Raw genomic sequence first — 20,519 nt, 5'->3', positions numbered from 1 at the left:
ATCCCCCTTGAGAGGTCTGGAGCCCATCAGATGAGCCAGACGAAGCCGTACCGCGTCTCGCATCTGGATGCCCTCGAAGCCGAGAGCATCTTCGTCATGCGCGAGGTCATGGCCGAGTTCGAGCGTCCCGTGCTGCTCTTCTCGGGCGGCAAGGACTCGATCGTGATGCTGCGGCTCGCCGAGAAGGCGTTCGCCCCCGCCCGCATCCCGTTCCCGGTCATGCACGTCGACACCGGCCACAACTTCGCCGAGGTGCTCGAATACCGCGACTCCCGGGTCGCCACCCTCGGGCTCAACCTGGTCGTGGCCAGCGTGCAGGAGGCGATCGACACCGGCCTCGTGCGCGAGCTGCCCGACGGCACCCGCAACCGGATCCAGACCCCGGTGCTGCTGGCGGCCGTCGAGAAGTACCGCTTCGACGCGCTCTTCGGCGGCGCCCGGCGCGACGAGGAGAAGGCCCGCGCCAAGGAACGCATGTTCAGCTTCCGTGACGAGTTCGGCCAGTGGGACCCGAAGAACCAGCGGCCCGAGCTGTGGGGCCTCTACAACGGCAAGCACCACCCGGGCGAGTCGATCCGGGTGTTCCCGCTGTCCAACTGGACCGAGCTCGACATCTGGCACTACATCGCCAAGGAGCAGGTGCCGCTGCCGAGCATCTACTACGCCCACGACCGCGAGGTGGTCGAGCGCAACGGGATGTTCTACGCGGTCAACGAGTTCATCAAGCTCCGCGACGGCGAGACCTCCGAGGTGCGCAAGGTCCGCTACCGCACGGTCGGTGACGCGTCGCAGACCGCCGCGGTGCTCTCCGAGGCCGACACGGTGGACAAGGTGATCGACGAGGTCGCGGCGACCCGGATCACCGAGCGGGGCGCGACCCGCGGGGACGACAAGGTCAGCGAGGCCGCGATGGAAGACCGCAAGCGAGAGGGTTACTTCTGATGAGTCAGGCCGTCCTTGCGGACACCGAGACCGCGCCTGGAGCGCGCATGGACCTGCTGCGGTTCGCCACCGCCGGCAGCGTCGACGACGGCAAGTCGACGCTGATCGGCCGGCTGCTGTACGACACCAAGACGATCTTCGCCGACCAGCTCGAGGCGGTCGAGGCGGCCAGCGCGTCGCGTGGTGACGAATACACCAACCTGGCGCTGCTCACCGACGGCCTGCGGGCCGAGCGCGAGCAGGGCATCACGATCGACGTGGCGTACCGCTACTTCGCGACCCCGCGGCGCAAGTTCATCATCGCCGACACCCCGGGGCACATCCAGTACACCCGGAACATGGTCACCGGGGCCTCGACCGCCGACCTGGCGCTGATCCTGGTCGACGCGCGCAAGGGCCTGGTCGAGCAGTCGCGCCGGCACGCGTTCCTGACGTCGCTGCTGCGGGTGCCCCACCTGGTGCTCTGCATCAACAAGATGGACCTGGTCGACTGGGACAAGGCGGTCTACGACAAGATCGCCGACGAGTTCACCTCGTTCGCGGCCAAGCTCGAGATCACCGACCTGACGATCATTCCGGTGTCCGCGCTGAACGGCGACAACATCGCTTCGCGCAGCGAGAACAGCCCGTGGTACGACGGCCCGTCGCTGCTGCACCACCTCGAGCACGTGCACATCGCCAGCGACCGCAACCTGGTCGACGTTCGGTTCCCGGTGCAGTACGTGATCCGCCCCCAGTCGACGACCGTGACCGACTACCGCGGCTACGCGGGCCAGGTCGCCTCGGGCGTGCTCAAGCCGGGCGACGAGGTCCTGGTGCTCCCGTCCGGCATGACCAGCACGATCGCCGCCATCGACACCGCCGACGGCCCGGTCGACGAGGCGTTCCCGCCCATGTCGGTCACCGTGCGGCTCAACGACGAGATCGACATCTCGCGGGGCGACCTGATCTGCCGCCCGCACAACGCGCCCGCGGTCGCCCAGGACATCGAGGCGATGGTCTGCTGGATGGACGAGACGGCCCCGCTGCGGGTCGGCGGCAAGTACGCCATCAAGCACACCACCCGCACGGCCCGCACGGTCGTCCGCGGTCTGCAGTACCGGCTCGACGTCAATACGCTGCACCGCGACGAGCAGGCCGGTCAGCTGCAGCTCAACGAGATCGGCCGGGTGCGGCTGCGCACCACGGTGCCGTTGCTGGCCGACGAATACCGGCGCAACCGCACCACCGGCGGCTTCATCCTGATCGACGAGAGCACCAACCGCACGGTGGCCGCCGGCATGATCATCGAGGCCCAGTAGGCCCGTCGTTCTGGATGCTCGACGGCAGCCGCGGTGAGGAGTTCCGCGGCTGCCGCAAGGGCGGTTGAAGTGTCGCCCACACCACCTTGCCGGTGCGGGTGGGCAGGCTGCCCCAGGCCGTCGCGAGCACGCTGACCAGGTGCAGACCGCGGCCGTGCTCGTCGAGCGGCCGGCCCCGCAGCACCCGGCTCATCCGGAGCAGCTGGGGCGGCGCGGCGACACCGTCGGCCACGCTGAGGTGGATGCCGGCGCCACGCAGGCTGACCACCACCGTCATCTCGGTGCGGGCGTGCTCGATGGCGTTGTTCACCAGCTCGGACATCACCGCGCGGCTCGGGTGCAGCAGTTCGTGCCTGTCCCAGGACAGGCAGGCGTCGCCGACCAGGTTGCGGGCGATGCTGGGCGCGTCGGGTTCGGGCCGCAGGGTGATCGCCAGCCGCTCGGTGAGCGGCAACCGGCCCGCGATGGCGACCCGGGCCTGCCGCACCCGGGCATAGACGGGCAGGTAGCGGCGGGCGCCCAGGCGCTGCATGCGGTCGGCCAGCGGCAGTTCGGGCGGGATGCAAAGGGCCAACTGCACCGACGGGTTCATCGCAGCCGCCTTCTGCTGGGCGGCCATCCAGGTGGTAGCGCTCTCGGCGCCCGGGTCGTCGAGGTCGGACAGGTCCACGATGAGCGCCTCGGGGTGCTCGGCCAGGCATTTGTGCAGCCGATCGGTGGTCAGTTTCCACAGCACGCGGTCCCACCGGCCGTCGACTGTCAGCAGGACCACTGACGCGTCGACATCTGATTCGAGGTGCACGGCGGGCTCCTTCACGGGCAGACACGCTGCGCTCAAGGACATGCGGCCACAGTAATCTCGATCGCTGATCCTTTAGCCTCCCCTTAGCTCTGCCGGGTGATCGGACTTAAGTCCTGCAACGTTGTATAGTCCTTCTCCGTGCCACCTGGGCTCAAGGACGTCGCCGCGCGGGCCGGTGTATCGATCAAGACGGTTTCCAACGTCGTCAATGGCTACGTGCACGTCGCCCCGGCTACCCGGGCCCGGGTGCAGGCGGCGATCGACGCGCTCGGCTACGTGCCCAACATCGCCGCCCGGCAACTGCGCAGCGGCCGCTCAGGCGTGATCGCGCTGGCCGTGCCCGAGCTCCAGTCGCCCTATTTCGCCGAGATCGCCGGGCTCATCGTGCAGGCCGCCGAACGTCGATCATGGACGGTGCTGATCGACCAGACCGACGGCCAGGCCGAACGCGAACGTGACCTGGTCGAGGGGCTGCGACGGCACGCCATCGACGGGCTGATCTTCAGCCCGCTGGCGCTGGCCGGCGAGGAGCTGGCCCTGCGCGACGGCACCCCGATGGTGCTGCTCGGCGAGCGGGTCTGGCACGGCCCGGCCGACCACGTGGCGATCGACAACACCGCGGCCGCGGCCGACGCGACGCGCCATCTGACCGCCCTCGGCCGGCGGCGGATCGCCGCGATCGGCGTGCAGAACCGGCCGTCGGCGGTGACCGCGCACCAGCGCCTGGCCGGGTATCGGGCGGCCCTGGCCGAGGCGGGTCTGCCGGTCGATCCGGCGCTCGAGATCCCGGCCGAGAGCTTCCACCGGGCCGACGGGGCGGCAGCGATGGCTCGGCTGCTCGACCTGGACTCGCGGCCGGACGCGGTGTTCTGCTTCAACGATCTGCTGGCGCTGGGTGCGATGCGGACGTTGCTGTCGCAGGGGCTGTCGGTGCCGGGCGACGTCGCGGTGATCGGCTTCGACGACATCGAGGACGGGCGGTTCTCCACGCCGACGCTGAGCACGGTCGCGCCCGATGCGCCACGCATCGCCCAGCTCGCGGTCGAGCTGCTGGCCGAGCGGCTGGGGGAGGGGGCGGCCGCTGCCGGGGCGCCCCGGGAGCTGCGTGTGGACCACCGGCTCGTGGTGCGGGAGAGCACCGCCGGCTGACGCTGTTTCGCATTTGTTTCGGGATCTTGGCCGTCGTCTCTTTACAACGTTGAATCCAACGTTGTAAAAACTTGGCATGGTAGTGGCGCAGCTCACCCTTGATCCGGCCTTCACGGTCGCCCCCGTCGACCGGCGGCTCTTCGGCTCGTTCGTCGAACACATGGGGCGGTGTGTCTACACGGGCATCTTCGAACCAGGTCACCCGGCAGCCGACGCCGACGGGCTCCGCACCGACGTGCTCGACCTCGTGCGCGAGCTCGGTGTGACCACCGTTCGCTACCCGGGCGGCAACTTCGTCTCCAACTACCGCTGGGAGGACGGCGTCGGCCCGCGCGGCGACCGCCCCCGCCGGCTCGACCTGGCCTGGCGGGCGCTCGAGAGCAACGCGTTCGGGCTCAACGAGTTCATGCGCTGGTCGTCACTGGCCGGCGTCGAGCCGATGATGGCCGTCAACCTGGGCACCCGGGGTGTCGAGGCCGCGGCCGAGCTGGTCGAGTACTGCAATCTGGCCGAGGGCACGGCCGCTTCCGACCTGCGCCGCAAGCACGGTGTCGCGCAACCCCATGACGTACGGCTGTGGTGTCTCGGCAACGAGATGGACGGGCCGTGGCAGATCGGCAGCCTCACCGCCGACGAGTACGGCCGGCTCGCGGCCCGGGCCGGGCACGCCATGCGCCGCGTCGACCCGACCATCGAGCTGGTCGCCTGCGGCAGCTCCAACTCGGACATGCCGACGTTCGCGGCCTGGGAGTCGACCGTCCTCGAGCACGCCTACGACCAGGTCGACTACATCTCGCTGCACACCTACTACGACCCCGAGAAGTACGACGAGGCCAGTTTCCGGGCGTCGGCAGTCGATCTCGACGGATTCATCGACAACATCGTGGCCACGGCCGACCACGTACGCGCGAAGCTGCGCCGCCAGAAGCGGATCAAGCTCTCGCTCGACGAGTGGAACGTCTGGTACCAGTCCCGGTTCACCGAGCCCGAGGACCGGGCGATCGAGGAGCTGCCGCACCTGATCGAGGACGACTACAACGGCACGGACGCCGTGGTGGTCGGCAACCTGCTGATCAGCATGCTGCGGCACGCCGACCGGGTCACCGTCGGCGCCCAGGCCCAGCTGGTCAACGTGATCGCGCCGATCCGCACCGAGGCCGGTGGCCGGGCCTGGCGGCAGACGATTTTCCACCCGTTCGCGCATACCGCGCGCCTGGCCCGGGGAACCGTGCTGCGCCCCGCCCTGACCGCGCCGGACATGACCACCGGCCGCTTCGGTGAGGTGCCGGCCGTCGACGCCGTGGCCACCCACGACGAGGAGTCCGGCGCGCTCACCGTCTTCCTGGTCAACCGGGGCACCGAGCCGGTGCCGCTGTCACTCGATCTGCGTGCGTTCCCGCACCACCGGCTCCGCGAGCACCTCACGCTCAGCGCCGGCCGGCCCGAGCTGACCACTGTTTCCCCGCACGAAGACATCCTCCTTCCTCCCGTCTCCTGGCACGCCCTGTGCCTCACTCCCGAGGAGTCCAAATGACCTCTCCGACCGCCCCGCCCGCCACCCTGAAAACGACTAAAGGCCGTATCACGCGCCGTAATTTGATGGCTCTGGGCGCCGGCGCCGGTGGCGCCGTGTTCCTCGGCGCGTGCAGCGACGGTGGCCCCAACGAGAAGGTGACCGGCGGCGGGCAGAACGCCGCGGCCGCCCCGACCGAGTACACCGGCCCGAACGTGACGCTGGCCTTCTGGAACGGCTTCACCGGCGGTGACGGTCCGTTCATGAAGAAGCTGGTCGACCAGTTCAACACCGAGCACCCGAACATCAAGGTCACGATGAACACGTACCAGTGGGCCGACTACTACCAGAAGACGCCGGCCGCCGTCGCCACCGGCAACGGCCCGGACGTCGGGGTCATGCACGTCGACCACGTGTCCACCAATGCCGCCCGCGGCGTCATCCTGCCGCTGGAAGACCTGGCCAAGGCGCTCAACTTCAAGGCCGAGGACTTCTCGCCGCCGGTCTGGAACGCGGGCGTCTACAACAACACCCGGTACGCGATCCCGCTCGACGTGCACCCGCTCGGCTTCTTCTACAACAAGGCCGTGATGGAGAAGGGCGGCCTCGACCCGGAGAAGCCGCCGACCAACAACGACGAATACCAGGCCGCCCTCGAGTCGATGAAGGCCAAGGGGATCCAGGGCGACTGGGTGACCCCGTTCGAGTTCACCGGCAGCATGCAGTTCCAGTCGCTGCTCTGGCAGTTCGGCGGCAGCCTGTTCGACGACCAGGCGACCAAGGCGCAGTTCGCCGAGGACCCGGGGGTCAAGGCGCTGACCTGGATGACCGATCACGTCAAGAACGGGTTCAGCCCCAAGAACGTGGCCCAGGACGCCGACATCATCGCGCTGCGCAACGGCAAGAACGCGTTCAACTGGAACGGCATCTGGACCATCAACACGCTCAAGGAGGACAAGAACCTCGAGTGGGGGGTGGCGCCGCTGCCGCAGATCGGCACAGAGAAGGCGGCGTGGGCCGGCTCGCACCAGTTCGTGCAGTTCAAGCAGAAGGCCAAGGACGACAACAAGCTGACCGCGGGCAAGGTCTTCATCAACTGGATCAGCCAGCACTCGATCGAGTGGGCCCGCGGCGGTCAGGTGCCGGCCCGCGCCGAGATCCGCGACGGCGCCGAGTTCAAGGCCCTGCCCGAGCAGGCGGCCATCGGCACCCAGATCGACTACCTGCACTTCCTGCCGCCGAAGCCGGGCATCGCCGACGTCATGGCGACCATGGTCACGGCGATCAACGAGGCTGTTCTCGGCCGCAAGGAGCCGGCCAAGGCGCTCGCCGACGGCGCCGCCAAGGCCAACCAGCTCCTGGAGCAGAACGCCAAGAAGTATGGCAGCTGAGACCGCACTGACCCGTACGCCGCCGGTGCAGGCCGAGGAGGCCGGCGCCGGCGGCCGGGTGCGGCGTACCGCACTGCTTACGCCGTACCTGTTCCTGCTTCCGTACGCCGTGGTCTTCTGCACTTTTGTGCTGGCGCCCGCGGTGTACGGCCTGTGGATCAGCCTGCACGACTGGGACTACCTGCTGCCCGGCAAGCCGTTCGTGGGGCTGGACAACTACAAGGCGCTGTTCGACTCGAACTCGGCCGTCTACAGCTTCTGGTGGGAGAGCCTGTCCGCGACGGCCATCTTCACGGCCTTCAGCGTGCCGCTCCTGCTGGTCATCCCGCTGATGCTCGCGCTGCTGCTCAACCGCAACTTCAGGGGTCGTACGGTGTTCCGGGCGATCTATTTCGCGCCGTACGTGCTCGGCGTGGCCGTGATCGGTGTGCTCTGGCGGTTCCTGCTCGACCCCAACCTGGGCGTGGTCAACTCCGTGCTCGGCGCGATCGGGCTGCCCGGGGACACGCCGTGGACCACGGGTCTGCCCTGGGCCTGGGTCACGCTCGTGGGCGTGACCGTCTGGTGGACGCTCGGCTTCAACGCGGTCATCTACCTGGCCGGCCTGCAGGACATCCCGCGCGAGCTGTACGAGGCGGCGCGGATCGACGGCGGCGGCAAGTGGGCCGAGTTCCGGCACGTGACCCTGCCCGGGCTGCGGCCGGTGCTGCTGTTCGTCACGGTCAACACGGTGCTGGTATCGGCCAACATGTTCGGTCAGTCCTACCTGATCACCCAGGGCGCGCCCGGCACCGAGACCCGTACGGCGATCATGTACATCGCCCAGGTCGGCCTGAGCGACTACAAGATGGGCAGCGCCGCGGCGATGAGCTACCTGCTCACCGCCTGCCTGCTGGTGATCAGCCTGCTCGTGTTCCGCCTGTTCCGGGAGAAGGACTCATGAGCCGTGTCAAGCCGATCGCCTGGTACACCGTCCTGATCGGACTCAGTCTGGTCTTCGTCGCGCCGCTGGTGTGGATGGCCCTGACCACGTTCAAGACCTCGAGCGAGGCGACCCGGGTGCCGCCCACGGTCTTTCCCTCCGAGCCCACGACGGGGGCTTTCAGCACGCTCATGGGCAACGACCAGACGCCGGTGCTGCGCTGGTTCCTCAACAGCGTGCTGGCCGCCACCGGTCAGGCCGTGCTGGTGCTGGCGATCGCGTCGATGGCCGCGTACGCCCTGGCCCGGCTCGAGTTCCGCGGCAAGAAGCTGATCTTCGGAATGATCATCGCGACCCTGTTCGTCCCGGGTTTCGTGCTGATCATCCCGAACTTCCTGCTGGTCGACCGGCTCGGCATGCTCGACTCGCTGTGGGCGCTGATCATCCCCGGGGCGGCCGGCGCGTTCGGCGTCTTCTTCCTGCGGCAGTTCTTCCTGAGCCTGCCCAGGGAACTGGAGGAGGCGGCCGTGCTCGAGGGGGCCAACTCGTGGCAGATCTTCACCCGCGTCGTGCTGCCGCTGTCCAAACCGGCCCTGGCCACGCTGGCGGTGATCAGCTTCCTGACCAATTGGAACGACTTCATCTGGCCGATCTACGTGCTGTTCAGCCCCGAGCAGTTCACGCTGCCGCCGGGCCTGGCGATCCTCCAGGGCGCCTACACGATCAACTACCCGGTGATCATGGCGGGCGCGCTCGTCGCCAGCATTCCGGTGCTGCTGCTGTTCGTGGTGGCGCAGCGCTACGTGATCGAGGGTGTCTCCCGTTCCGGTCTGAAGGGATGAACCGATGCGACGTCTGACAGCCGTGCTGGCCGCGGTCATCACCCTGGTCGCGCTCACCGCCGGCGCGCGGAACCCGGCCTCGGCGAGTTTTGCCGACACTTTTGCCGATCCGGTGATCGTCCGCGGCGACGACGGGTTCTACTACGGGTTCGGCACGTCCGACCCGCTGCGTGAGGGCGAGAAGGTCGCCCACCGCATTCCGATCGCGCGCTCCACCGACCTCAAGAACTGGAAGTACGTCGGTGACGCGTTCGGCGACCTGCCGCCCTTCGCGGCCGCGAACGCCTCGCTGTGGGCGCCCGACGTCCGCAAGATCGGCAACCGCTGGGTGCTGTACGCGACCGTGACCGAGACGGCCGGCACGCCCGGGGCCTCGTCGATCGGGGTGGCCACCGCGCCCAAGCCGACCGGGCCGTGGACCTGGGCGGCCGAACCGGCCGTGCCGCCGCGCGCGGCTCCTGGTGGCGGCTGGTGGTGGACCTTCGACCCGTCCCAGCTCACCGCGGCCGACGGCAAGAAGTATCTGTATTACGGCAGCTACTTCGGCGGCATCTGGGTCAGTGAACTCACCGCCGACGGCCTGAAGATCACCGGTACGCCGACCCAGGTCGCGATCGACAACAAGTTCGAGGGCGCGTACGTCGTACGCCGCAACGGCTACTACTACCTGTTCGCGTCGTCGGCCAACTGCTGCGCGGGCCCGACCACCGGCTACTCGGTCTCGGTCGGCCGCTCCCGTAGCCCGCTCGGCCCGTTCACTGACCGCGACGGCCTCAGCCTCAACACCTCGCGGGCCGGCGGCACCCCGGTGATCGCGCCCAACGGCAACCGCTGGGTCGGCACCGGCCACAACGGACTGATCACCGACCGGCGTGGCCAGGACTGGTTCGTCTATCACGCCATCGACCGCAACGACCCGTACCTCGACGAGCCGTTCGGCATCAACGAGCGGCCCATGCTGGTCGACCGGCTCGACTGGCCCGGTGGCTGGCCGACGGTGAACAGCGGCGCCTGGGCCTCCGACAAACGCGACGCGCAACCGGCCCGTACCCCAGCGCCCGGCCGGTTGATCTTCGGTGACGAGTTCACCGCGGCGAAGACGGGCTGGAGCTGGGTGCGCCAAGATCCGGCGGCCACTGTGAGCGGGGGAGAACTGCGGTGGCCGGTGCAGGGGGCCGACCTCACGGGCACCGGCAACGACGCGGGCATCTTCCTGCGCACGCCCCCGACAGGCAGTTGGATCGCGGAGACGAAGTTGACCTTGCCGCTGGGTGAGGACGTCGTCCGGAACTATCAGCAGGCCGGGCTCATCGCCTATGCCGGTGACGACCTGTTCGCGCGGCTCAGCGCGGTCGCGATCTGGAACACCCGGCAGGTGGAGTTCGGCAAGGAGATGCCGTACGCGAATGCTCTTTCGTACGGCGGAACCATTGCCGGCACGCCGGGGCTCACGACCACGTGGTTGCGGCTCGCGCACCGGGTCGACCCGCGCAACGGCGAGCACGAGTACCGTGCCGGCGTCAGCCGCGACGGCAAGCGCTGGACCTGGGGTGGAGTGTGGACGCTGCCCGCCGACAGCACCCCGCGGGTCGGGCTCGTCGCCCACGGCGGCGCGGAGCCGGCGGTCACGGCGTCGTTCGACTACCTGCGGTTCTACAAGTGGTGAGGCGGTGGCGGGTGCTGCTGGTCGCGGCGCTGCTGGTGGGCGGCTGCTCGGCCGGCGACTCGCCCGCCACCCCTTCAGCTGACAAATCGGACGCGTCGGAAGCGAGGCAGGGTGTGACCTTCACCAATCCGGTGTACTCGGACAACTTCCCCGATCCGGGAGCACTGCTCGTCGATGCGACCTGGTACGCGTACGGAACCAACAACTCCACCGAGAACGTGCCGCTGTTGACCTCGCCCGACCTGGTCGAATGGACGCCCGCCGGTGACGTCCTGCCGCAGGTGGGCCCCTGGGCGGAGCGGGGCAATACGTGGGCGCCCGAGGTCATCACCGCTCCGGGCGGCAAGTACCTGCTCTATTACACGGCTCGCTCGACGGCAACCAACCGCCAGTGCATCGGTGTGGCCGTGGCTTCCTCGCCGCGCGGGCCATTCGTCGATGACTCGGCGCAACCGCTGATCTGTCAGGCCGACGAGGGTGGCTCGATCGACGCCAGCCCGTTCACCGACGAGTCGGGGGAGCGCTGGCTGTACTGGAAGAACGACGGCAACGCGATCGGGCAACCGACGTACCTGTACGGCGCGCGACTCAGCGCGGACGGCCTCGAGATCGACGGGGAGCCGAAGCAACTGCTGGTCAACGACGCCGGCTGGGAGGCCCACGTCATCGAGGCGCCGCAGATGGTGCGCCACGACGGCAAGCTGTATCTCTTCTACTCGGCCAACGCCTTCGACAAGGAGGAGTACGCGCTCGGTTACGCCACTTGCGAGAGCCCGCTCGGACCGTGTGTCAAGGCCGAGGAGAACCCGATCCTGCACACGTCGCCGGCTGCGGCCGGACCCGGGCACGGCTTCCTGGTCACCACGCCGGCCGGCGAGTCGTGGCTGCTCTACCACGCCTGGCCGCCGAGCGCGGTCGGCAGCGTCTCACCCGGCCGACAGCTCTGGCTCGACCGGGTCGACTGGGTCGACGGCCGCCCCGTGGTGAAGGGGCCGACCATCGAGGCGCAGCCCGCGCCGAATTAGGTCTTGTCGCGCTCGGTGGCCTCTTCGATGGCTTCCGTGATCGCGCCGGTGAGGTCACCGGCCGGCACCGCGATGTTCTCGCCGTAGCCCTCGGCCGGTTCCTTGACCGGCTCTGGTGCGGTGGCGCCGCCGGCGAAGCCGAACTCGTTGGGCTCGTCCTGTTCCTGCTCTTTTGCTGAGGTCATGCCCACCGGATACCCGGTGGGCATGACGTTAAAGCCGTCCGGCGCCCGGGCCCGCTGTGACGGTCCATGCAGTCGGCGGGGTGAAACCCTGCTTGGCGTACGCCTCCTCGACCGCGGCGGTGACCTCGGCCGCCTTGTCCGCGTCGACCAGGGCGAGCACGCAACCGCCGAAGCCGCCCCCGGTCATCCGGGCCCCGTACGCGCCGACCGCGAGGGCGGTTTCGACAGCGATGTCGACCTGGGCCACCGTGATCTCGAAGTCGTCGCGCATCGAGGCGTGCGACGCGGTCAGCAACGGGCCGATCTCGCGCACCTGCCCCGCGTGCAACAGCTTCACCGTGGCCAGCACCCGGTCGTCCTCGGTCACGATGTGCCGCACCCGGCGGCGCATGACCTCGTCGTCCAGCCGGGCCAGGGCGTCGTCGAGCTGGTCGCCGGTGATGTCGCGCAGCGCCGGCACCCCGAGCAGGCGGGCCGCGTCCTCGCACGACTTGCGGCGGGCGCCGTACTCCCCGTCGACGTGCTGGTGCGGGGCATTGCTGTTGATGACCAGGATGGCCAAGCCCTCGGCGGCCAGGTCGAACGGGATCTGCTCGACCTCGTACGACCGGCAGTCCAGGAACAGCGCCTTGCCCTCCTCACAGCGGATGGACGCGGACTGGTCGAGGATGCCGGTCGGCGCGCCGACGTAGACGTTCTCGGCCCGCTGGGCGATCGACGGCCGCTTCTCGAGCGGCACGTCGAGGCCACCGAGGTCGATCAGCGCGGTCAGCACCGACGACTCGAGGGCGGCCGAGGACGACAGGCCCGAGCCCAGCGGCACCTCGGAGGCGATGGCGATCTGCGCGCCCGGCACCTCGTAGCCGGCGTCCTGCAAGGCCCAGACCACCCCGGCCACGTACGCGGCCCAGCCGCTGACCTCACCCGGCTGTGTCACCCCGAAGCTGACCGGCTCGGCCTCGAACGTCGACGTGACGGTCCACTCGCCGGCCGGGGCCGGCCCGACCGCCGCGATCGTGCGCTGGGGCAGGGCGAAGGGCAGCACGAAGCCCTCGTTGTAGTCGGTGTGCTCGCCGATCAGGTTGACCCGGCCCGGCGCGGCCCACAGCCCGGCCGGCTCGGCGCCGAACTGCTTGCGGAAGACCGCCGCGGCGTCGTCGGCGATCATGCGACGTGCGAGCGGTAGAAGGTCCAGGCGTCGCCGATCATCGCCTGCAGCGTGTTCTTCTGCGGCACCCAGCCCAGCTCTTCGCGGGCCCGCTCGGACGACGCGACCAGCGTGGCCGGGTCGCCCTCGCGGCGAGGCGCGATCTCGACCGGCAGGGCGGCCCCGGTGACCTCGCGGGCCACCTCGACGACCTGCTTGTTGGAGAAGCCGTTGCCGTTGCCCAGGTTGTAGATGCGGTGCTCGCCGGCCGTGGCCGCGTCGAGCGCCAGCAGGTGGGCCCGGGCCAGATCCTGGACGTGGATGTAGTCGCGCACGCACGTGCCGTCGACCGTGGGGTAGTCGTCGCCGAAGAGCTGCAGTTTCTCGCGCTTGCCCGCGGCCACCTGCAGGGCGATCGGGATGAGGTGGGTCTCGGGGTCGTGCCGCTCGCCGATCTCGTGGCCGTCGCGGATGTAGGCTCCCGCGACGTTGAAGTAGCGCAGCGAGACCGCGGCCAGGTTGTGCGCGAACGCCTCGGAGGTGAGCGCGTGGTCGAAGGTGAGCTTGGTGGCCCCGTACGTGTTGGTGGGGGCCTTGACCGCGGACTCGGTGATCGGCAGCTCGACCGGGTTGCCGTAGACGGCGGCGGTGGAGGAGAAGATGAACCGCGGCACCCCGGCGGCGCGCACCGCGTCGAGCAAGGCCAGCGACTTCACCACGTTGTCGTGCCAGTACAGCTCGGGCTTGACCATCGACTCGCCCGCCGCGATCAGGCCCGCGAAGTGCAGCACGGCGTCGAACCCGGAACCGGGCGTCAGCACCTGGGCCGCGTCGCGGATGTCGGCCTCGACGAAGGTGGCGTCGGGCGCGACCGCCTCGCGGAAGCCGGTGACCAGGCTGTCGAGGACGGTGACCTCATGACCGGCATCCAGCAGGAGCCGGCTGGTGACGCTGCCGACATAGCCGGCGCCCCCCGTGACGAGCAGTTTCACGGCAGTACCCTTCCGCAGATTAGGACTTCATAGTTCCACCAACTTCGCTCAAAAGTCAACATCTTCGAACACGCAACGCCGGGACGCGGGTGGGTCGTTGAGCGCTGCGCGAGGCTGACACAATGGTCGTCATGTCCGATGTCGCCCGCCGCCCTCGCGTGCTCTCCGGCATTCAGCCGACCGCCGACTCGTTCCACCTCGGCAACTACCTCGGCGCCGTTCGCAACTGGGTGGCGATGCAGGAGACGCACGACGCCTACTACTGCGTCGTCGACCTGCACGCGATCACCATGGGCCACGACCCGGCCGCCCTGCGCCAGCGCACCCGCGTCTCGGCCGCCCAGCTGCTGGCCCTCGGGCTCGACCCCGAGCGCTGCACGCTGTTCGTCCAGTCCCACGTGCCCGAGCACGCACAGCTGGGCTGGGTGCTGAGCTGCATCACCGGCTTCGGCGAGGCCGGCCGCATGGTGCAGTTCAAGGACAAGTCGGCCAAGGCGGCCGACACGACGACGGTGGGCCTGTTCACCTACCCGATCCTGCAGGCGGCCGACATCCTGCTCTACCAGGCCGACCAGGTGCCGGTGGGGGAAGACCAGCGGCAGCACCTCGAGCTCACGCGCGACCTGGCCCAGCGCTACAACACGCGCTTCGGCCGGACGTTCACGGTGCCCTCGCCCTACATCGTCAAGGACACGGCCAAGATCACCGACCTGCAGGACCCGACCTCGAAGATGTCGAAGTCAGCCTCCTCGCCCAACGGCATCATCGAGCTGCTGGAAGACTCCGCACGCTCGGCCAAGAAGATCAAGTCGGCGGTCACCGACACCGGTCGCGAGATCCTCTACGACGAGGAGAACAAGCCCGGCGTGAGCAACCTGCTCACCATCTATGCGGCGCTGACCATGCGGACCATAGACGAACTGCTCGAGCAGTACGAGGGCCGCGGCTACGGCGACCTCAAGAAAGACCTGGCCGAGATCGTGGTCGACTTCGTCAAGCCGATCCAGGAGCGCACCCGCGCCTACCTGGAGGACCCGGAACACCTCGACAAGGTGCTCGCGATCGGCGCCGAGAAAGCCCGCGCAGTGGCCTCGGTGACGCTGGCCCAGGCCTACCAGAACATCGGGTTCCTCAGCCCGGCCCGCGGTGCCTGACCCCGTCCAACCACCCCAGCCGCCGCCCCTGAACATGACTGAAGGCCTACCCATGACGCGCATCGGCGTCGCGATCGACATCCCGGAGCCCTGGGGCGAGCAGCTCACCCAGCGCCGGGCCGATGCCGGTGACCCGCAGGCGGCGTACACGCCCGCCCATGTCACCTTGCTCGGCCCGACCGAGGTGCCGACCGAGGCGCTGCCGCGCATCGAGAAGCATCTCGAGGCCGTGGCCGCCGCGCAGGAGCCGTTCACCATCCACCTGCGCGGCACGGGCACGTTCCGGCCGATCACCGAGGTGGTCTTCGTGACGCTCGCGGTCGGCATCAGCGAGTGCGAACTGCTGGCCGAGGCGATCGTGAGCTCGGCCGACATCAATCGCGGGTCCCGGTTCCCGTACCACCCGCACGTCACCATCGCCCAGGACGTGCCGGCCGCGGCCCTCGACGCGGCGTTCGACGACCTGGCCGCCTTCTCGGCCAAGTTCCCGGTGCCCGCGTTCACGCTGTTCTCGCACGGTGGCGAGGGGCCCTGGCGGCGTCGGCGCGACTATCCACTCGGCCGGACGTGACTTCGGTTACGGTCGGCGCGTGAATCCGATCGACCGGGCCTACGCGGCGGCCGAGACCCGAGTCATGTGGCTGCGCCACCGGTCGAAGCATTTTGATCATCTGAGCCGGGCCGTCGTGCGCTACATCGACGTGCAGGGCGGGCGGCTGGCCGCCGCGATCGCCTACTACGGCTTCTTCGCGGTGTTCGCGCTGCTGCTCATCGGCTACTCGATCTTCGGCATCCTGCTCAACAACAACGACGACCTGTTCGACATCGTCCGCGACTTCCTGCGGGTCAATCTGCCCTTCCTCGACATCGGAGCGATCCTCGACAGCGGCCGTACGGTCGGGATCGTCGGCATCGTGGGCCTGACCTTCACCGGTATCGCCTGGGTCGAGGCCATCCGCTCGTCGCAGCGGCTGATCTGGCGGCTCAACGAGCAGCCCGGCTACATCGGCGTCCGGCAGGCGCTCGACCTGCTGGTGCTGCTCGGCATCCTGCTGCTGCTGGCGATGTCCCAGCTCGCCGTGTACGGCCTGAACCTGCTGATCGACTGGATCACGCACGGGATCATCCGCTCCACGGCCGGCCTGCTGCTCACCGTGGCCGTGAACATGCTGCTGGCCGCGGCGCTGCTGGCCGCAGTACCTCGGCTGCGCATGACCGTGCGCCGGATGGCGCCGCCGGTGCTTCAAGTCGGCATCGGCATCACGTTGCTGAACACCGTCGGCAAGTCGTTCGTGGGTCTGGTGCAACGCAATCCCGCCTACGGCCTGGTCGGTTCGGCCGTGGGCGTGCTGGTCTACCTGTACGTCTTCAACCAGTTGCTGCTGTTCGGCGCGGCCTGGGCCGCTACCAGTCCACACGGCCGGGTCGTAGACCTGTCAGCTGACGATAAAACTGCCCCCGTGGGGCAAAATACCTGGATTCGGCACACCGGCCCGGAATGATGGGCGCGTGGGCACACTCGTGACGTTGGATCTGCCGGCCGGCTCGCCGGTGGCCGAGCTTCCCTGGGTCATCACGATCGGATCCCTCGGCGACGAGGAGGACTGGGAGCCCGTGGTCTGCGGCCCCTACGAGCGAGCGCACGCATTGGCCCTGGCCCAGGCGGTCGTGGCCGACGAGCAGCTGATGGCCGTCGTCGAGCCCCTGCTGCCCCGCCCCGACGCCGAAGCGATCCGTGACGAGATCGACCTGGCCCGCGCCGCCGTCGAAACCCCCGACGACGAAGACTTCGAGGACGAGTACGAAACCCGGCGCGTACGCCCCGGCCGCCCACCCACCGAGGCCGAAGTACGCGAGGGCTGGACCCGCATAGCCGCCCGCCTCACCACCGTCTAGCAAATCGCTGGTTGCGGCGGCTGGTCCTGGACGACCTCTACTGCGCGACCCCGCACCGGGAGTTGTCCACATTCGCCGTCTGTCCACAGGGCGCGGCGTCGTCCGGCTCGAAGATCCGCAGAACTCGTCACACTGATGCGAGGCGGGGGTCCCCCCAGGGTGGGTGGGCTCTGCGTTCGATCAACTGGTTGGGCGGGCGAACAGGGCGCTCGCGCCGCGCAGGAAAGCGTCGCGCTCCGGGTTGCCGATCAGCAGCCGTTGCAGGGCGTAGCCCGGCACAAGGGCATAGAACGCCCCGGTCATCTCATCGATGTCCGCGTCGGCCGGCAGTTCCCCGCTCTCGACGGCGTGGGACACGAGCACCCGCACGCTGGCCCGCAGCGCCGAGTAGCGCTCGTGGACGATCGCCCTGATCGCCGGGTCGATCGTCGACTCGGCCCAGATCTGTAATGCGATCGGCAGGGCGCCGTCCGGCTCCAACTGCCGGTCGATCACGTCGAGGAGCAGGGCGAGCGAATCCATCAGGGGTAGTCGCCGTTCGGCCGACTCGCCGATCTGCTGGCTGATGCCGCCCACCACGCCCTCGGCGATGGCGGCGATGATCTCGTCTTTCGACTTGAAGTAGCGGTAGACGGCGCCGACCGAGAGGCCGGCCTCTTTGATCAGGTCTTGCATCGAGGTGTGGTGCAGGCCTTTGCGCAGGAAGCAAGCGCGGGCCGCGACGAGGATCTGCTCGCGGCGGGCGGTCAGGTGGTCTTCGGAGACACGTGGCACGCCCCACATCATAAAACGAACGCTCGCTCTTGACACGATCTCGTGGCGAGGAGCACGCTGTGAACATAAAAGAACGAGCATTCGTTTTAGGAGAAATCATGCAGCGCAAGCCCCTCGCCCTCGGCGTGTTCATCGCGGTGATCGTGGTGGCCGTCCAGGCGCTTCTCGTCCCTCTCTTCGCCGGTCCGGCGGCCAACCTCGCGCCGCGTGACCTGCCCGTCGCGGTGGCCGGTCCGCCCGCCGTGGCCGCCCAGCTCGAGGCCGGGCACCCGGGCGCCTTCGACGTGCACCCGGTGGCCGATGCCGCGGCCGCCGACGCCGCGATCAAGGACCGTGAGGTGTACGGGGCGATCCTCGTCTCCCCGGCCGGGCCCGAGGTGCACATCGCCTCGGCCGCCTCGCCCACCGTGGCCGCGCTGCTGACCCAGGCCGCGGCCCAGCTCGGCCCCCAGGTGCCGGTGCGCGACGTCGTGCCGCTCGACGCCGGTGACCCGCGGGGCGCCGGCTTCGCCGGCGGGTTCCTGCCGCTGGCGATCACCAGCCTGCTCGCCGGGGTGCTGGTCTTCCTGCTCGTGCGGCAGCGGGCGGCCCGGTTCGTCGCGCTGGTGAGCTACGCCGTCCTGGCCGGTCTCGGCACGGCCGCGGTGCAGCAGGGCTGGCTCGACATCCTGCCCGGCGGCTACTTCGCGGTGGCTGCGGCGCTGGGCCTGTTCGCGCTGGCCGTCGCGGCCACCATGACCGGTCTGGCCGCGGTGCTCGACAAGGGCGGCCTGGCTCTGGGGGCGCTGGTCGTCTTCCTGGTCGGCAACGCGCTGGCCGGCATCGCGGCCGCCCCGGAACTGCTGCCGCAGCCGTGGGGTGAGCTCGGTCAGTGGCTGCCCATCGGGGCGGGCGCTTCGCTGCTGCGGTCGGTCGCCTACTTCGACGGCGGGGGCTCGGCCTTCGCGGTGACGGTGCTCTCGGCGTACGCAATCGGGGGTCTGCTCCTGACCCTGATCGGCCGCCGCGGGCTCGCGTCGGACGGTGTGACGGGCCCGCAGCGCGAGGAGGCTGAGCCGGACCTGGTCGCGGCCGTCTGAGCTGCGTCCCGGCTCGGCACGGTCGAGCAAGCCGGTGGGATAGTTGCCGGCATGGTCATCTCGAGACGATGGGCGGTCTTCCTGACGGCGGTCGGGGTCTGGACGTGGGTCATCTGGCCCCGGTTCGGCCTGGCCATCTGGAAGGACGACCGCTCTTTCGCCGACGGGCGGCCGACCGCCTTCCTGCTCATCCACGCGGTGCTGATCGTCACCTCCCTGGCGATCGGCACCGTGGTCGGCGTTCTGGGCGTAAAAGCCTGGCGTAGATCCTGATCCGGCCGCAAGGTTTCAGGCCGGTTACCACGCAGGCCGATGATTTGCCGCACTAACGGACGGATGCGACGCCTCATGCGCTCCGCGGTTGCGGGCAGATAACGGTGCGCCAACAGTACGGTCCAAAGTGCCACTCCCGCTCTGGCCTGCGGCTACGCTCCCGCGGTGAAGACTCACCGACAAGTGTCGGTGTGCGTTGGAAGGAGGGCGTCTTGCGCCCAGTACGTGGGAACCGGCTCGTTGCGCTTCTCGCGGCAGGTGGGCTGACGCTCGCCGCCGCGGCCTGTAGCGACGCGCCGGACGAGACCCCTGGCGGCAGCAGCTCGAGCGCTGCCGCAGCTGCCTACAAAGCCTGCATGGTGACCGACACCGGCGGCATCGACGACAAGTCCTTCAACGCGTCCGCGTGGGCCGGGCTCCAGGCCGCCAAGACCGAGGCGCCCGGGGTCGACCCGAAGTACGTCGCGTCGACCGCCGAGGCCGACTACGAGCCCAACCTGCGCGGCTTCGTCACCCAGAAGTGCAACTTCATCCTGTCCGTCGGTGGCCTCATGGGCGACTCGACCAAGGCCGTCGCGGCGCAGAACACGAGCCAGCAGTTCGGCATCGTCGACAGCTCGATCCAGGGCGCCACGAACGTCTACCCGATGCAGTTCGCCACGCAGGAGGCCGCCTTCCTGGCCGGCTACCTGGCCGCGGGCTACTCCAAGAGCGGCAAGGTGGCCACCTTCGGCGGCCTCAAGATCCCGCCGGTGACCATCTTCATGGACGGCTTCGCCGACGGCGTGGCGCAGTACAACAAGGCCAAGGGCAAGGACATCAAGGTCCTCGGCTGGGACAAGGCCGCGCAGAACGGCAGCTTCGCCGAGGACTTCGCCAGCCCGGCCAAGGGCAAGGCGCTGGCCAGCACGTTCGTCGCCCAGGGGGCCGACGTGATCATGCCGGTGGCCGGCGGTACCGGCCTCGGTGCGGCCGAGGTGGCCAAGGGTTCCAGCGGCAAGGTCTCGATCGTCTGGGTCGACCAGGATGGTTGCAAGAGCGCCGCGCAGGACTGCGACGTCTTCCTGACCACCGTGGTCAAGAACATCACCGACGCGGTCGAGAAGGCGGTCGTCGCCGGCGCCACCGGTCAGCCGCTGGCCGCCAGCCCGGGCTACCTGGGCACGCTCGAGAACAACGGTGTCTCGCTGGCGCCGTACAACCAGTTCGACAGCAAGGTCGACCAGACCCTCAAGGACGAGGTCGAGAAGCTGAAGGCCGACATCATCGCCGGCACGATCAAGGTTGAATCGCCCAGCGCTCCGGCCTGAGGATTCACTAAGTAAGATTCGGCCGCCGCCCGGCCGCGAGAATCCCTCGCGGTCGTGCGGCGGTTCCAGTTGTCGGGTGAACTTCACATAGGCGCCGAAGTCGGGAGATTCCGCTGAGACTCGAACTGCGCGGCATCACCAAGCGCTTCGGCGACC

21 protein-coding genes are annotated in these 20,519 nt (G+C 69.1%); 16 read left to right on the top strand and 5 right to left on the bottom strand.

What is annotated here, in order from left to right; translation table 11 throughout:
• Together cysD and cysN are read left to right on the top strand one after the other, a co-directional pair.
• Entirely contained in the window at positions 1-942 is a 942-nt protein-coding gene (gene cysD / locus M1L60_RS17890) for a sulfate adenylyltransferase subunit CysD (RefSeq protein WP_308208508.1), read from the top strand.
• Entirely contained in the window at positions 942-2,243 is a 1,302-nt protein-coding gene (cysN, locus tag M1L60_RS17885; RefSeq protein WP_253238567.1) for a sulfate adenylyltransferase subunit CysN, read from the top strand. The genes cysD and cysN overlap by 1 nt, the downstream gene beginning before the upstream one ends.
• On the opposite strand, the gene M1L60_RS17880 is transcribed toward cysN, so the two are convergent.
• The gene (locus M1L60_RS17880) at positions 2,227-3,087 is read right to left on the bottom strand and encodes an ATP-binding protein (RefSeq protein ID WP_253238566.1); all 861 of its coding nucleotides are present in this window, start codon (positions 3,085-3,087) and stop codon (positions 2,227-2,229) included. The genes cysN and M1L60_RS17880 overlap by 17 nt on opposite strands.
• Positions 3,088-3,183: 96 nt before the next feature.
• Between M1L60_RS17880 and M1L60_RS17875 the strand changes: the two genes are divergently transcribed.
• The 7 genes from M1L60_RS17875 to M1L60_RS17845 all read left to right on the top strand — a co-directional run bounded on the left by M1L60_RS17875 (position 3,184) and on the right by M1L60_RS17845 (position 11,553).
• A complete protein-coding gene (locus M1L60_RS17875; protein WP_253238565.1) occupies positions 3,184-4,194 on the top strand; it encodes a LacI family DNA-binding transcriptional regulator in 1,011 nt (336 codons plus the stop codon).
• A gap of 76 nt (positions 4,195-4,270) precedes the next feature.
• A complete protein-coding gene (gene arfA, locus M1L60_RS17870) occupies positions 4,271-5,728 on the top strand; it encodes an arabinosylfuranosidase ArfA (protein ID WP_253238564.1) in 1,458 nt (485 codons plus the stop codon).
• Entirely contained in the window at positions 5,725-7,098 is a 1,374-nt protein-coding gene (locus M1L60_RS17865; protein WP_253238563.1) for an ABC transporter substrate-binding protein, read from the top strand. Before arfA ends, M1L60_RS17865 begins: the two co-directional genes overlap by 4 nt.
• Positions 7,088-8,041 carry a carbohydrate ABC transporter permease gene (locus tag M1L60_RS17860; RefSeq protein WP_253238562.1) on the top strand — a complete coding sequence of 318 codons (954 nt, stop codon included), beginning with the start codon at positions 7,088-7,090 and terminating at the stop codon, positions 8,039-8,041. The genes M1L60_RS17865 and M1L60_RS17860 overlap by 11 nt, the downstream gene beginning before the upstream one ends.
• Positions 8,038-8,862 (top strand): carbohydrate ABC transporter permease, encoded by an 825-nt coding sequence (locus M1L60_RS17855; RefSeq protein ID WP_253238561.1) that lies wholly within the window; start codon positions 8,038-8,040, stop codon positions 8,860-8,862. Before M1L60_RS17860 ends, M1L60_RS17855 begins: the two co-directional genes overlap by 4 nt.
• A gap of 4 nt (positions 8,863-8,866) precedes the next feature.
• On the top strand, positions 8,867-10,528 hold the full coding sequence (locus M1L60_RS17850; protein ID WP_253238560.1) for a glycoside hydrolase family 43 protein: 1,662 nt from the start codon (positions 8,867-8,869) through the stop codon (positions 10,526-10,528).
• A complete protein-coding gene (locus tag M1L60_RS17845; protein WP_253238559.1) occupies positions 10,522-11,553 on the top strand; it encodes a glycoside hydrolase family 43 protein in 1,032 nt (343 codons plus the stop codon). Before M1L60_RS17850 ends, M1L60_RS17845 begins: the two co-directional genes overlap by 7 nt.
• Here M1L60_RS17845 and M1L60_RS17840 read toward each other — a convergent pair.
• Genes M1L60_RS17840 through galE form a run of 3 tightly spaced genes read right to left on the bottom strand, consistent with a single transcriptional unit; the run spans position 11,550 to position 13,877 of the window.
• Positions 11,550-11,738: a hypothetical protein gene (locus M1L60_RS17840; RefSeq protein WP_253238558.1), complete on the bottom strand. Its 189-nt coding sequence runs from the start codon at positions 11,736-11,738 to the stop codon at positions 11,550-11,552. The two genes, M1L60_RS17845 and M1L60_RS17840, sit on opposite strands and share 4 nt — an antisense overlap.
• A 28-nt stretch (positions 11,739-11,766) precedes the next feature.
• Positions 11,767-12,906 (bottom strand): galactokinase, encoded by a 1,140-nt coding sequence (gene galK / locus M1L60_RS17835; RefSeq protein WP_253238557.1) that lies wholly within the window; start codon positions 12,904-12,906, stop codon positions 11,767-11,769.
• Complete coding sequence (gene galE / locus M1L60_RS17830) at positions 12,903-13,877, bottom strand: UDP-glucose 4-epimerase GalE (RefSeq protein WP_253238556.1); 975 nt, start codon at positions 13,875-13,877, stop codon at positions 12,903-12,905. The genes galK and galE overlap by 4 nt, the downstream gene beginning before the upstream one ends.
• A gap of 131 nt (positions 13,878-14,008) precedes the next feature.
• Here galE and trpS point away from each other — a divergent pair, with 131 nt between their 5' ends.
• Genes trpS through M1L60_RS17810 form a run of 4 tightly spaced genes read left to right on the top strand, consistent with a single transcriptional unit; the run spans position 14,009 to position 16,927 of the window.
• Entirely contained in the window at positions 14,009-15,031 is a 1,023-nt protein-coding gene (gene trpS, locus M1L60_RS17825) for a tryptophan--tRNA ligase (protein WP_253238555.1), read from the top strand.
• A gap of 52 nt (positions 15,032-15,083) precedes the next feature.
• Positions 15,084-15,602, top strand: a complete 519-nt coding sequence (locus M1L60_RS17820) for a 2'-5' RNA ligase family protein (protein WP_253238554.1) — start codon at positions 15,084-15,086, stop codon at positions 15,600-15,602.
• A gap of 19 nt (positions 15,603-15,621) precedes the next feature.
• Positions 15,622-16,533: a YihY/virulence factor BrkB family protein gene (locus M1L60_RS17815; RefSeq protein ID WP_253238553.1), complete on the top strand. Its 912-nt coding sequence runs from the start codon at positions 15,622-15,624 to the stop codon at positions 16,531-16,533.
• 7 nt (positions 16,534-16,540) lie between these two features.
• Positions 16,541-16,927, top strand: coding sequence for a hypothetical protein (locus tag M1L60_RS17810; RefSeq protein WP_253238552.1), 387 nt, complete (start codon positions 16,541-16,543; stop codon positions 16,925-16,927).
• A 180-nt stretch (positions 16,928-17,107) separates the two neighbouring features.
• Here the strand turns inward: M1L60_RS17810 and M1L60_RS17805 are convergent, their stop codons facing one another.
• Entirely contained in the window at positions 17,108-17,701 is a 594-nt protein-coding gene (locus M1L60_RS17805) for a TetR/AcrR family transcriptional regulator (protein ID WP_253238551.1), read from the bottom strand.
• A gap of 98 nt (positions 17,702-17,799) precedes the next feature.
• On the opposite strand from M1L60_RS17805, the gene M1L60_RS17800 reads away from it, so the two are divergent.
• The 3 genes from M1L60_RS17800 to M1L60_RS17790 all read left to right on the top strand — a co-directional run bounded on the left by M1L60_RS17800 (position 17,800) and on the right by M1L60_RS17790 (position 20,363).
• Positions 17,800-18,780 (top strand): hypothetical protein, encoded by a 981-nt coding sequence (locus M1L60_RS17800; RefSeq protein WP_253238550.1) that lies wholly within the window; start codon positions 17,800-17,802, stop codon positions 18,778-18,780.
• A gap of 51 nt (positions 18,781-18,831) precedes the next feature.
• Positions 18,832-19,053: an SCO4848 family membrane protein gene (locus M1L60_RS17795; protein ID WP_253238549.1), complete on the top strand. Its 222-nt coding sequence runs from the start codon at positions 18,832-18,834 to the stop codon at positions 19,051-19,053.
• A gap of 212 nt (positions 19,054-19,265) precedes the next feature.
• Positions 19,266-20,363, top strand: a complete 1,098-nt coding sequence (locus M1L60_RS17790; RefSeq protein WP_253238548.1) for a BMP family lipoprotein — start codon at positions 19,266-19,268, stop codon at positions 20,361-20,363.
• The last annotated feature ends 156 nt before the right edge of the window (positions 20,364-20,519 follow it).

This window comes from Paractinoplanes aksuensis, from assembly GCF_024137025.1.
Taxonomy (GTDB): domain Bacteria; phylum Actinomycetota; class Actinomycetes; order Mycobacteriales; family Micromonosporaceae; genus Actinoplanes; species Actinoplanes aksuensis.
Note: the sequence above shows the minus strand (reverse complement) of the source record. Positions and strands in the feature narration are given on the sequence as shown.